Source organism: Streptomyces chrestomyceticus JCM 4735 (genome assembly GCF_003865135.1).
Lineage (GTDB): Bacteria > Actinomycetota > Actinomycetes > Streptomycetales > Streptomycetaceae > Streptomyces > Streptomyces chrestomyceticus.
Window position 1 is genome coordinate 5,953,982 of sequence record NZ_BHZC01000001.1, and the last position, 11,761, is coordinate 5,965,742.

General features: G+C 72.6%; 12 protein-coding genes. 11 read left to right on the plus strand and 1 reads right to left on the minus strand.

Annotated elements, in window-relative coordinates; translation table 11 throughout:
• Positions 1–52: 52 nt before the first annotated feature.
• Together EJG53_RS25840 and EJG53_RS25845 are read left to right on the plus strand one after the other, a co-directional pair.
• Positions 53–403 (plus strand): hypothetical protein, encoded by a 351-nt coding sequence (locus EJG53_RS25840; RefSeq protein WP_125046776.1) that lies wholly within the window; start codon positions 53–55, stop codon positions 401–403.
• Positions 404–466: 63 nt separating this feature from the next.
• A complete protein-coding gene (locus EJG53_RS25845; RefSeq protein ID WP_125046778.1) occupies positions 467–1,225 on the plus strand; it encodes a GntR family transcriptional regulator in 759 nt (252 codons plus the stop codon).
• Between the two features lie 36 nt (positions 1,226–1,261).
• Here the strand turns inward: EJG53_RS25845 and EJG53_RS25850 are convergent, their stop codons facing one another.
• Entirely contained in the window at positions 1,262–3,067 is a 1,806-nt protein-coding gene (locus EJG53_RS25850) for a DUF2079 domain-containing protein (RefSeq protein WP_244955338.1), read from the minus strand.
• A gap of 156 nt (positions 3,068–3,223) precedes the next feature.
• Here EJG53_RS25850 and EJG53_RS25855 point away from each other — a divergent pair, with 156 nt between their 5' ends.
• The 9 genes from EJG53_RS25855 to EJG53_RS25895 all read left to right on the plus strand — a co-directional run bounded on the left by EJG53_RS25855 (position 3,224) and on the right by EJG53_RS25895 (position 11,699).
• A complete protein-coding gene (locus EJG53_RS25855) occupies positions 3,224–4,345 on the plus strand; it encodes a TIGR03364 family FAD-dependent oxidoreductase (protein WP_125046781.1) in 1,122 nt (373 codons plus the stop codon).
• A 5-nt stretch (positions 4,346–4,350) separates the two neighbouring features.
• Complete coding sequence (locus EJG53_RS25860) at positions 4,351–5,103, plus strand: phosphonatase-like hydrolase (protein ID WP_125046783.1); 753 nt, start codon at positions 4,351–4,353, stop codon at positions 5,101–5,103.
• On the plus strand, positions 5,100–6,239 hold the full coding sequence (locus EJG53_RS25865) for an ABC transporter ATP-binding protein (RefSeq protein ID WP_174856456.1): 1,140 nt from the start codon (positions 5,100–5,102) through the stop codon (positions 6,237–6,239). The genes EJG53_RS25860 and EJG53_RS25865 overlap by 4 nt, the downstream gene beginning before the upstream one ends.
• A complete protein-coding gene (locus EJG53_RS25870; protein WP_244955339.1) occupies positions 6,232–7,221 on the plus strand; it encodes a 2-aminoethylphosphonate ABC transporter permease subunit in 990 nt (329 codons plus the stop codon). The genes EJG53_RS25865 and EJG53_RS25870 overlap by 8 nt, the downstream gene beginning before the upstream one ends.
• Positions 7,208–8,005: an ABC transporter permease gene (locus tag EJG53_RS25875; protein WP_125046785.1), complete on the plus strand. Its 798-nt coding sequence runs from the start codon at positions 7,208–7,210 to the stop codon at positions 8,003–8,005. The genes EJG53_RS25870 and EJG53_RS25875 overlap by 14 nt, the downstream gene beginning before the upstream one ends.
• 46 nt (positions 8,006–8,051) lie before the next feature.
• A complete protein-coding gene (locus tag EJG53_RS25880; protein WP_125046787.1) occupies positions 8,052–9,113 on the plus strand; it encodes a 2-aminoethylphosphonate ABC transporter substrate-binding protein in 1,062 nt (353 codons plus the stop codon).
• A 192-nt stretch (positions 9,114–9,305) separates the two neighbouring features.
• Complete coding sequence (locus EJG53_RS25885) at positions 9,306–10,085, plus strand: HAD-IIA family hydrolase (protein WP_031012488.1); 780 nt, start codon at positions 9,306–9,308, stop codon at positions 10,083–10,085.
• A 152-nt stretch (positions 10,086–10,237) separates the two neighbouring features.
• Positions 10,238–10,996, plus strand: a complete 759-nt coding sequence (locus tag EJG53_RS25890; protein ID WP_125046789.1) for a hypothetical protein — start codon at positions 10,238–10,240, stop codon at positions 10,994–10,996.
• The gene (locus EJG53_RS25895) at positions 10,986–11,699 is read left to right on the plus strand and encodes a class F sortase (protein ID WP_125046791.1); all 714 of its coding nucleotides are present in this window, start codon (positions 10,986–10,988) and stop codon (positions 11,697–11,699) included. The genes EJG53_RS25890 and EJG53_RS25895 overlap by 11 nt, the downstream gene beginning before the upstream one ends.
• Positions 11,700–11,761: the final 62 nt, after the last annotated feature.

Here is an 11,761-nt window from a genome sequence, read left to right on the forward strand (position 1 = left end):
AGCGGCCCGGTGTGGTCCCGTCGCCTGAGCCGAGCGAGCAGGAGCGTCCGTCATGCCCGTGCGTCCGCCCCGCGCACTGCTGCGCGCCACCCTCCCGACGGCCTTGCTGGCCGCGACCCTCCTGACCGCGAACCTCCCGGCCGGCGGTCCACCGGCCCACGCCGTGCCACCGGCTCACGCCATGCCGTCGACTCACGCCGCCACGGCTGCCGTCCTCGCGGACTCCGCCCCCGCGGCTGCCGCCTACATGGCCACACCCGACCCCGCGACGCGGGACGAACCCCCACCCCGCCTCGCCGACACCAGTTCACCGGGAGTACCCCGTATCGGAGCCGCTGCCCTGGTGCTCCTGTCGGCCGGCGCGCTCCTGGTGGCGACGGCCCGCCGGCTCCGCCGACGCTGAAGCCCCCGACACCGAAGCCGAACCCGCCGACTCCCCCTCCGGGAAGGGTGCGAGGATCGGCCGGTGGACTACCCGAACGGCCAGGAACCTGGCGCACCGATCCGCTCCGGCATCCCCGAGCACGGACGCATCCCCAAGTACTACGCGGCGAAGGTCCGGATCGAAGCGCTCCTCACCGAACTGGGCGAGGGCGAGGCGCTGCCCACCGAACGCGACCTGGCCCTGCGCTTCGAGGTCTCCCGCGAGACCCTGCGCCTGGCGTTGCGCGAACTCCACCTGGAGGGACGGCTGCGGCGCCTCGGCCGTGGCACGGTCGTGGCGGGCCCCAAGCTGGAGCAGCCGCTGTCCCTGGCGAGTTACACCGAGGGCGTACGGAAGCAGGGCCGCCGGCCGGGCCGTCATCTCGTCGGCCTGGACCGCTTCCCCGCGCAGACGAGGCTGGCCGGGGAACTGGGCCTGCAAGTAGGCGACGAAGTCTGGCACTTGGAGCGGGTACTGCTCGCGGACGAGGAACGGGTGGGGTTGGAGAGCACGTACGTGGCCGTGGCACGCGTACCGCACCTGGACACGGAGTTCGAGCCCGACTCCTCCTTCTACGCCTACCTCCACGAGCATCTGGGCATCGGCTTCGGCAACGCGGACGAACGCCTGGAAACCGTACTGGCCACCCCACGCGAGGCGCTGCTGATCGGCACACCGGGTGCCCTCCCGATGCTGCTGATCCACCGCCTCTCCCGCGACACCCGGGGCGTACCGCTGGAACGGGTGCGGTCCCTCTACCGGGGTGACCGGTTCTCGTTCACGACCCACTTGGGCGGCTGACCGCGGCCGGATTCCTGTCCGGCCGTCCCGCTCGCCTCAGCCGCGGAAGATGCTCATTCCCGTTCCGGGCGCTGTTCCTTCCGGAGCCGGGATGCTTTCGGGGCCGGCGGTAGGAACTTCCGGGGTGATCGGGAATTCGGCTTCGCGGCGCAACAGCAGCACTTTGTCACGCTCCCAGACCCGGCGGTATCCGTGCTTCAGCAGAAAACCGGAGTACTCCTGCTCCTGGGTGACGGAAGCGAAGGGGAACGAGACGACGCCGAACTGGAGCAGCACGTAATCCGCGCCGCGCGGAATCGTGTCCGCCAGCACCACGGGGCCACGGGCGGTCAGGTGCGGCGCGATGATGTTGTCCACCTCGGCGGAAGCCCCGTCGGGAATCATCCGGGCCGCTTCGCGCAGAGCGCGCGTATGGGGGTCGGGCGTCCAGTAGGCGGGGTTGGGGAGGGTGAACAGGCCGAAGGGGACGGCGATGACCAGCGTCAGGAATCCGGCAGCCGGTCCCCACCACCGCACGGCCCAGCTCGTACTGCGGCTCCTCCGACTCCTGCGAATGGCGCGCGTTCCCGGACTGCTCCCGCGGCTCCGACGGTAGAGCCGCCCCGACACTTCCACCGCGGCCGTGAGCAGAATCGGCCAGAGAAAGGCGTCGTAGTGGTGCAGAACCGTCCAGTGGTTCGACGTCTCGGACAGGATGCGTTCTGCCACCAGAGGCAGCGCGCACCATGCCGTCGCCGAGCCCAGCGGCAGGAACAGCAAGGTGCCGAACAGCCACATGACCAGCGTGATTTTCACCGGCGGGGCGGTGGCCACACCGAACAGAATCCAGGGTTCCGTCACGACCCTCAGAAGGGCGGCGCCGAAATCGGGGCCCAGTTGACCGTAGCTCCAGTAGAACCCCGGAGTTCCTCCCATCATCGGGAGCAGCCACTTGATGGACACGAGGGAGGCCGCGGGGCCCAGGACGAACAGGGTCGCCCCTGTCGCGACGCCGGCCCGGCCTTTCACGCCGCCGCGTCGGCTGCGGCAGGCCAGTACCGCGCCGTGGACGCCGACCACCAGGCCCAGGTCTTCCTTGGTGCAGCACAGCAATCCGGCATACGCCAGCACCGCTCCGTAGCGCCGGAGCATTCCCCGCTCCAGCAGAAGCAGCAGCAACGGAACGGCGAACGCGACCTCGTGGAAACCGCGGCGGGACGCCGTCATCAGCGGCCACCCCAGCGCGTACGCCGCACCGGCGAGATGCGCGGCTCGGGCGACGACGGGTGACGGCGCGCTCCGGAAACAGTTCCCGGCGATACGGCGGACCACGGGGACTCCGGCGGCGAAGAGCGCTGCTTCGGCGATCAGGAGTACGCGCGGGTCGTCCCAGATCCAGTACAGGGGGGCGAGGAGCGCCAGTACGGGGGAGAAGTGGTCTCCCAGTATCGAGAAGTCCGACGGGAAACCGTGGTGGGTGCTCTTCAGTTCCGAGCCGGGTAATCGGAAACCGGAATAGTTACGGACGGCTTGATCGAAGATCCCCAGGTCGAATCCGCCCAGGCTGCCCGCAGTCCACTGCTGCAGGCCCAGAGCCAAGGAGATGGTGAAGCAGAGTGCGGTCCACAGGAGGGTGCGGTGGGTCGAAAGGCATTCCGAGACTCTTTCGGTGTGCCTGCCGAACGGTGTGCGTGAAGGTGACGGGGAAGCTGTGAGCTCGGCATGGCGGCCGCTTTCCCAGGCTGCTGTGTGATGAGTTGTCGGCACGCCTGTTCCCCTCGATCGGCAGAAGGATGCCGATCGGAAGTCTTCTTCCCTGTGCTTGCTTACGGAAAGAAACACGCACGCGGCGGGCGCGATCAAACACGTGTGGCTGTCCGCGGGCGAAGCCGGCGAGCGGAACGGCGTACCCATAAGTCACGAACAGATAACGGGTCTAGGCCAAGATTGAGTCCCCGTTCACCCCGCCGTCGCCTCCCGGCCCGCCCCGGGCCACCCGGTCCCACGAACGTTCCCGGCATGCGAGTCATAGTTGTCGGAGCCGGGGTGCTGGGGACCATGCACGCCTGGGAAGCGGTCGGGCGCGGTCACGAGGTCGTGCACATCGAGCGGGAGACCGAGGCGCGGGGGGCCTCGGTGCGGAACTTCGGGCTGGTCTGGGTCGGTGGGCGGGCCGATGGGGCGGAGCTGGAGACGGCGCTGCGGGCGCGGGAGTTGTGGGAGGACATCGGGGCGCGGGTTCCCGGTCTCGGGTTCCGGGCGAACGGTTCGCTGACCGTCGTACGGGACGAGGCGGAGCGCGCCGTCGCGGAGGCCGCCCTGCGCCGCCCCGACGCCGCCTCCCGCGGATTCAAGCTGCTCGACGCCGACGAGGTGCGGGACGTGAACCCGGCCCTGCGGGGCGAGTTCGCCGGCGCGCTGTGGTGTGAGCGCGATGCCGCCGTGGAACCGCGTACCGCCCAGCGCGCGCTGCGCGAGGCGCTGACGGCGTCCGGCCGTTACACCTTTCTCGGTGGCCGCGAGGTACGCGCCGTCGTCGGCGAACGGGCCGTCCGCGACGACCACGGCGACCTGCACGAAGGGGACGCCGTCGTGCTCTGCACCGGCGCCTGGCTCGGCGGTCTGATGCGGGAGCTGGTGCCCGACCTGCCGGTGCGCCGCGTCCGGCTCCAGATGATGCAGACCGCGCCGCTCGGCGAGGCCCTGACCACCTCGGTCGCGGACGCGGACAGCTTCCGCTACTACCCGGCCTACGGCGGGCCCGAGTTGGACGAGTGGGCGGCGGCGCGGCCGCAGGCGCCCGTGGCGGCCGAGCACCGGATGCAACTGCTGATGGTGCAGCGCGCGGATGGTGGGCTGACCATCGGTGACACGCATGAGTACGACGCGCCGTTCGGGTTCGACGTCGTCGAGGACCCGTACGAGCACCTGGCCGGAGTCGTGGAGGGCATGCTCGGGCGTCCGCTGCCCGCCGTGCGCCGCCGCTGGGCCGGGGTGTACGCGCAGTGCACGGACACCTCGCGCGTCGTGCACCGGCAGCAGGTACGCGACGGCGTCTGGCTGGTCACCGGGCCCGGCGGGCGCGGCATGACCTGCTCCCCGGCGCTGGCCGAAGAGACCGCGAACGAGATCGGGTGGTGAGGGTGATGACGGTGGACACCACGGAACGGGCACGGATCTCGCTGGTCGTGCTCGACATGGCGGGCACGACGGTGGCCGACGGCGGGCTGGTCGAGCAGGCGTTCGGCGCGGCGGCCGGGCGGCTCGGCGTCGTACCGGGCAGCGCCGAGCACGAGAAGCACCTGGCGTACGTCCGCGCCACCATGGGCGAGTCGAAGATCTCCGTCTTCCGGCACCTGTTCGGCGATGAGGAGCTGGCGCGGCGCGCCAACAGCGCCTTCGAGGAGGCGTACGGGGAACTGGTCGACGGCGGGCGGATCGTGCCCCTGCCCGGAGCCCGGGAGGCCGTCGAGGCCCTTCAGGACGCGGGCCGCACGGTCGTGCTGACCACCGGTTTCGCGCGGGTCACCCAGGACGCCATCCTGGACGCGCTGGGCTGGCGGGACCTGGTGACGCTGACCCTGTGCCCCGCCGACGCGGGCGGGCGCGGGCGGCCGTACCCGGACATGGTGCTGGCCGCGCTGCTGCGGACCGGCGCCGCCGACTCCGTACGGCAGATCGCGGTCGCCGGTGACACCTCGTACGACATGCGCTCCGGCCGCCGGGCGGGTGCCTCGGTCGTGGCCGGGGTCCTGACCGGCGCCCATGACGAAGCGGCGCTGCGCGACGCGGGCGCCACGCACGTCCTCGGCTCGGTGGCCGGACTGCCCGCGCTGCTCGACGGACTCGACGGTGGGGAAGCGCCGCACGACGGCCGGCGGCCGGAGCGTCCTGTATGAGTGCCGCCACCGGTACCCGCGACGACGCCCCCACGGCCCCCGCTCCCGCAGCCGCCCCCACCCCCTCCGGCATCCGCTTCGACCACGTCTCCGTCGCGTACGGCGGGAACGTCGTCCTGGACGACTTCGACCTGACCGTCGAACCGGGCGAGGTGATGGCCCTGCTCGGCCCGTCCGGCTCCGGCAAGACCACCGCGCTGCGGGCGGTCGCCGGCTTCGTCCGGCCGTGTGCGGGGCGGGTGCTGATCGGCGGCCGGGACATGACCGGACTGCCGCCCCACCGGCGCGGCATCGGCATGGTCGTCCAGCAGTACGCGCTCTTCCCGCACCTGCGCGTCGAGGACAACGTCGCGTTCGGCCTCAAGGCGCGGCGCGGACGCACCGGTTCGCGCGCCGAGACCGCCGCGCGCGTGGCCGAGGCGCTGGAGATGACCGGCATGGCCGCGTACGCGCGGCGCTATCCCCGCGAGCTGTCCGGCGGGCAGCAGCAGCGCGTCGCCATCGCGCGGGCGCTGGCCATCAGGCCCGGAGTGCTGCTCCTGGACGAGCCGCTGTCCGCCCTCGACGCCCGGCTGCGCTCCGGAATGCTCGCCGAACTGGCCCGGCTGCACCGCGAACTGCCGGACGTGTCGATTCTGTACGTCACCCACGACCAGGTGGAGGCGCTGACGCTGGCGGACCGTATCGCCGTCATGGACCGGGCGCGGCTGCGCGACTGCGGCACCCCGCAGGACCTCTACCGTCGCCCGCGCACCGAGTTCACCGCCTCCTTCGTCGGCAACGCCAACCTGCTGCCGGTGACCGCCGGTCCGCACGGCACGGCCGACTTCGCCGGTACGCGGCTGGCCGTCACCCCCGCCGACGGCGCGGCCCCCGGCGCGTCCGCCACGCTCTGCGTACGCCCGCACCTCGTCGGACTCGGCGAGGGGCCCAACGCGCTGCACGGCCGGGTCACCGAGGTGCAGTGGCGCGGCGCGACCCACCGGGTGTACGCGGACGTGGCCGGGCACCGCGTCATGGCGGACGTACGGGAGCTGCGCGCCACTCCGGAGCCCGGCGCCGAGGTCGTCCTGCACTTCGCCGCCGAGGACGCGGTGCTGCTGCCGGCCGGGGCGGGGAGCACCGCCGATGAGTAGGCCGGAGACCCTTGCGCCGCCCCAGGGCGCGGGAAGCGGCACGGGAGACCGAGCTACGGGAACGGACGCGGAAAGCCGGGGCCTGGGCAGCCGGAATGCGGAAAGCCGGACCGCGCGTCTCGCACCGCTCCTCTGGGCCCTGCCCCCGCTCGCCGCCCTCGCCCTCGTCTTCCTCTACCCGCTGGCCCTGGTCGTACGGCAGTCCTTCACGGGCGAGGAGGGCGGCCCGCCGTCCACCGCCCCGTACGCACAGGTCTTCGCGGAGGCGTCCTTCCAGGACGCGCTCGGCAACACCGTGCTGATCGCCGTCGGCGCGACGGCCGGCTGTCTGCTGCTCGGCTTCGTCCTCGCGCTGGTGATCGCGTTCGTACCGTTCCCGGGCAGCCGGGCACTGAGCCGCTTCGTCGACGTCTTCCTCGCCTTCCCGTCCTTCCTGATCACCCTCGCCCTGCTCTTCGTGTACGGCACGGCCGGGCTGGCCAACGGAGTGTGGACGGACGCCACCGGCGCCGCGGCCGGGCCGTTCGCCTTCCTGCACACCCCGTGGGGCGTGCTCCTCGCCGAGATCACGTACTTCACGCCCTTCGTGATGCGCCCGCTGCTCGCGGCCTTCTCCCAGGTGGAGACCGGGCAGTTGGAGGCCGCCGCGTCGCTCGGCGCCCGGCCGGCCCGGATCGTACGGAAGGTGATCTGGCCCGAGGCGCTGCCCTCGCTGGCGGCGGGCGGCGCGCTCGTCCTGGTGCTGACGCTCAACGAGTTCGGGATCGTGCTGTTCACCGGCGCCAAGGACGTGGTGACGCTGCCGGTGCTCGTCTACACCAAGGCCATCCTCGACGGTGACTACACGGGCGCGTGCGTCGTCGCCGTCGTCAACATCGTGCTGTCCGTCGCCCTTTACGCCCTGTACCGGACCGTGGCCGCACGGGCGGGCGGGGCCCGTACACCGACAGCGGGAGGTGCCGGCCGCCGTGCTCGTGCATAGCAAAGGGGCCCGACGGGCCGTCTGGACCGTCTTCTTCGTCCTCTTCCTGCCGATTTTCGCGCTGCCGCTGCTGGTGGTCGTCGCGGCGTCCTTCGCGAGCAACTGGAGTGGGGCCCTGCCGTCCGGCCCGACGACGGCGCACTACCAGGACATCGCGCGCGGCGACTCGCTGGAGGCGCTGGCCACCAGCCTGGTCACGGCCGTCGCCGCGAGCCTGCTGGCGCTCACGGCCGGGACCTGGGCCGCGCTGGCCGCCCAGCGGCTGGGGCCGCGCGCCCGCCGCGTCCTCGACGGCCTGTTCGTGCTGCCGGTCGCGGTGCCGTCCGTCGTCGTGGGCCTGTCGCTGCTGGTCGCCTTCTCCCGGCCGCCGCTGCTCCTGAACGGCACCCCGCAGATCGTGGTCGTCGCGCACACGGTCCTGGTGACCGCCTTCGCGTACCAGTCCGTGACGGCCGCGCTGGCCCGCCTTGATCCGGCGTACGAACAGAGCGCCGCCAGCCTCGGCGCACGCCCGGCCTACGTCCTGTGGCGGGTCAAACTGCCGCTGCTGCTGCCGTCCCTGACCGCCGCCGCCGGCCTGTGCTTCGCCCTGTCCATGGGCGAGCTGAGCGCCACGATGATGATCTACCCGCCGGACTGGACGCCGCTGCCGGTACGGATCTTCGCCACCACCGACCGGGGCGCCCTGTTCGCCGGCGCCGCGCTCGCGGTGACGCTGCTGGCCGCCACGCTGCTCGTCCTGCTGGCCGTCTCCCGTATCCGCACCAAAGCCGCGTACCGCTGACGGGCCCCGGCCCGCCCCCCTGCCATCTCAAGGAGCACGACACGTCATGCGCAGCCCCCTCAAGCCGACCGCCGCCGCCGTCTGCGGCACCCTGGTCCTCGGCGCCGCCCTGACCGGCTGCGGCGGCGTCTCCCGCGCCGATGCCCGGGAGATCACCGTCTACAGCGCCGACGGCCTGCGCGGTGAGCGGGGCGACGGTTTCTACGACCGGGTCTTCGAGGACTACGAGAAGAAGACCGGCATCAAGATCAACCTGGTCGAGAGCGGTTCCGGCGCCGCCGTGCAGCGGCTGGTCCGGGAGAAGGCCAACACCAAGGCGGACATCGTCGTGACGCTGCCGCCGTTCGTGCAGCAGGCCGCCGGCAAGGGGCTGCTGGAGCCGTACCGCCCCAAGGGCTCCGAGCAGGTCGCCGCCGCGGACAAGGACCCGGGCGGCAGGTGGACCGCCGTCGTCAACAACTACTTCTGCTTCATCTACAACAAGCAGCAGCTCCAGCAGCCTCCCCGCACCTGGCAGGACCTGACGGACGCGCGCTTCAAGAACAAGCTCCAGTACTCCACGCCCGGCGTCGCCGGGGACGGTACGGCGGTCGTCGTCCAGGCCCTGCACGACTTCGGCGGCCAGGGCCCCGCCATGGAGTTCCTCAAGAAACTCCAGGCCAACAACGTCGGCCCGTCCTCCTCCACCGGACAGCTCGCCCCCAAGACCGACAAGGGGGAACTGCTCGTCGCCAACGGTGACGTGCAGATGAACTACGCCAACATGAAGTCCATGCCGCACCAGGGCATCTTCTTCCCGGCCGCCCGCCCCGGCGCGAAGCCGTCCACCTTCGCGCTCCCGTACGCGGCCGGGCTGGTCAGGAACGCCCCGCACGCGGCGCAGGCGAAGAAGTTCCTGGACCATCTGCTCTCGCCCGAGGTGCAGAAGCAGGTCTCCGCGGTCGGCGGCGGATTCGCCGCCCGCACGGACATCCGGCCCACCGACCGCAACGCCACCGAGCTGGCAAAAATCATGGACGGTGTCGACATCTTCCGCCCGGACTGGAACGACATCGACAAGAACCTGTCCACCTACCTCGATGCCTGGAAGACGGCGACGGGTAGCTGACCCCGCCACCGGGGCCGGGGCCCGGCCGGGGCGCTCGGCGGGGTCAAGATCGCGGTGGCTGACTTAGGCTGGGGGCGTCGGCCATACGTACGAGACGCAGGTCACCCGCCGGGGTGCGCGGCGCGTACGGGTCCCGCGACGGCGCGGGCACGGCCGGCGCCCCTGGCAGACACGCACGGCGGGAGACCGGCAGTGGCAGAGCGCAAGCCGATCGAGTCATGGCTGACCGACATGGACGGGGTCCTGATGCACGAGGGCATCCCGGTGCCCGGTGCCGACGCCTTCATCAAGCGGCTGCGCGAATCGGGCAAGCCCTTCCTCGTCCTGACCAACAACTCCATCTACACCCCGCGCGACCTGCACGCCCGGCTGAACCGGATCGGCCTGGACGTGCCCTGGGAGTCCATCTGGACCTCCGCGCTGGCCACCGCCCAGTTCCTGGACGAGCAGCGGCCGTCCGGCACCGCGTACGTCATCGGCGAGGCGGGCCTGACCACCGCGCTGCACGACATCGGCTACGTCCTCACCGACCACGAGCCCGACTACGTCGTCCTCGGCGAGACCCGTACGTACAGCTTCGAGGCGCTCACCAAGGCCATCCGGCTCATCAACGACGGCGCCCGGTTCATCGCCACCAACCCCGACGAGACCGGCCCCTCGGCACAGGGCGCGCTGCCCGCGACCGGCTCGGTCGCCGCGCTGATCACCAAGGCGACGGGCGTCGAGCCGTACTTCGTCGGCAAGCCCAACCCGCTGATGATGCGGCACGGCCTGAACGTCATCGGCGCGCACAGCGAGACCTCCGCGATGATCGGCGACCGGATGGACACCGATGTGCTGGCCGGTCTGGAGGCGGGCATGGAGACGTTCCTGGTGCTGACCGGGCTGACCGGCCGGGGTGACATCGAGCGCCACCCGTTCCGGCCGTCGCGGGTCGTCGACTCCATCGCCGACCTCGTCGACCTGGTGTGACCGGGGCGCGGCCGGGCCCCTGAGGCCGGCGCGCCGCTCCCGGTCCGCGCCGTCCGAGCCCGGCCGCTCACCCGGACGGCGCAGCCGCGGCCCCGCCCGGGATGCGGAACCGGGCCGCCGGGCGGACCTTCGGAAGTGTTCGGAGGTTCACCATGCGCACACCGGGATTCACTCTCTGTGCCGCCCTGGCGGTGACGGTGCTGACGCCGGGGCCCGCGCTCGCGTCCGCCCCCCGGGCGCCGGGCGCCACGGCGGGCACCGTCGCGGTCACCCCGTCCGCCCTCGCGCCGGGCACCGAGGCGGCTCTCCAGGTCACCGGCTGCACGGGCCGCGACGGCCGGGCCACCTCGGCCGCCTTCGTCGACGCCGTACCGCTGGCGGGCGTCGCCGCCGGGCTGGTGGGCGACGCCCGGGTACGCTCCACGGCTGACCCCGGCACGTACGCCGTCTCCGTCCACTGCGACGGCGAGGACGGGCGCGCCGCGGGCTCCTTCGAGGTCGTCCCGACACCCGCGGACGGCGGCGACGGTACGGAGGCGGAAGCAGCCGACGGCGCCGACACCCCCGGGGACCAGGACGCGGACCCGGTCGGCTCCTCGGCCTCCGGTTCCCTCGCCGCACCGGACCCCGACAGGCCCGGAGAGCCCGCTTCCCCGTCCGCCCCGGTACGCGCAGGAGGCGGCTGGACGGCGACACACCCGCAGTCGTATCCGCACCCGCACCCCCACATGGCCGCCGATCGCACCACCCTCGCCCGGACCGCCGCCGTACGGACCGCAGCGCGCTACGAGGGCGACGGTGCCTATGCGGTGGGCCTGGTCCTGGCAGGCGGCGCGCTCCTCGCGCTCACCGGGCAGGCACTGCGGATGCGGCGCCGGCGCAAGGGATCGGGGGACGGCGATGCGGGCTGAGGACCACCCGGTGGCGGACCGCCGCCCTCCGCACCCGCCCGGCCGCGGCCGGATGGCCGTCGGCGTGGCGTGGGCCGTGCTGCTGCTGGGCCTCTGGCTGTGGGGCCGGGACCTGACGGACGGCGGAGACCTCACGAAGGCCCCCACCACCGGCGACGTCGCGGCCGTCGGCCGCCCGCTCGAACAGGAACTGCCCGCCGCCCACGCGCCCCTGGCCACCTCCCCGGGCGGCCGCCCCACCGAGGTCGCGATCGGCGCACTGGGCGTACGGGCGGAGGTGACGGAGACCGGCCTGGACGCCACCGGCGCGGTCGGCACACCGCCGTACCGCACGCCCGGACGCGTCGGCTGGTACGCGAAGGGGCCGCAGCCGGGCACGGCGGGCGCCGCGGTGCTGGCCGGGCACGTCGACACGACCAGCGGCCGCGCGGTCTTCCACCGCCTGGGCAGCCTCAAGCCGGGGCAGCCGGTGGACGTGCGCAGAGAGGACGGCAGCACCGCGCGGTTCACCGTCGAGGACGTCAAGATCTACGACCGCCGGAACTTCGTCCCGCGCAAGGTCTACGGCGCGCACCTGCCGGGCCGCGCGGAACTGCGGCTGATCACCTGCGCCGGCACCTACGACAGCGAGCGCGACGCCTACAGCGCCAACGTCGTCGTGCACGCCTATCTCACGAAGGTCACGCCCGCGCCGCAGAGTTGAGCCGCTGGGCACGGCCCCGGCACCGACCGGTCCCGGCCGACGGCTCGCTCCCCCTGAACCGC

Excerpts from the sequence above, each read along its gene's own strand:
- EJG53_RS25840 (WP_125046776.1), top strand. The coding sequence starts at position 53 with ATGCCCGTGCGTCCGCCCCGCGCACTGCTGCGCGCCACCCTCCCGACG.
- EJG53_RS25855 (WP_125046781.1), top strand. The coding sequence starts at position 3,224 with ATGCGAGTCATAGTTGTCGGAGCCGGGGTGCTGGGGACCATGCACGCC.
- EJG53_RS25860 (WP_125046783.1), top strand. The coding sequence starts at position 4,351 with ATGACGGTGGACACCACGGAACGGGCACGGATCTCGCTGGTCGTGCTC.
- EJG53_RS25865 (WP_174856456.1), top strand. The coding sequence starts at position 5,100 with ATGAGTGCCGCCACCGGTACCCGCGACGACGCCCCCACGGCCCCCGCT.
- EJG53_RS25870 (WP_244955339.1), top strand. The coding sequence starts at position 6,232 with ATGAGTAGGCCGGAGACCCTTGCGCCGCCCCAGGGCGCGGGAAGCGGC.
- EJG53_RS25880 (WP_125046787.1), top strand. The coding sequence starts at position 8,052 with ATGCGCAGCCCCCTCAAGCCGACCGCCGCCGCCGTCTGCGGCACCCTG.
- EJG53_RS25890 (WP_125046789.1), top strand. The coding sequence starts at position 10,238 with ATGCGCACACCGGGATTCACTCTCTGTGCCGCCCTGGCGGTGACGGTG.
- EJG53_RS25895 (WP_125046791.1), top strand. The coding sequence starts at position 10,986 with ATGCGGGCTGAGGACCACCCGGTGGCGGACCGCCGCCCTCCGCACCCG.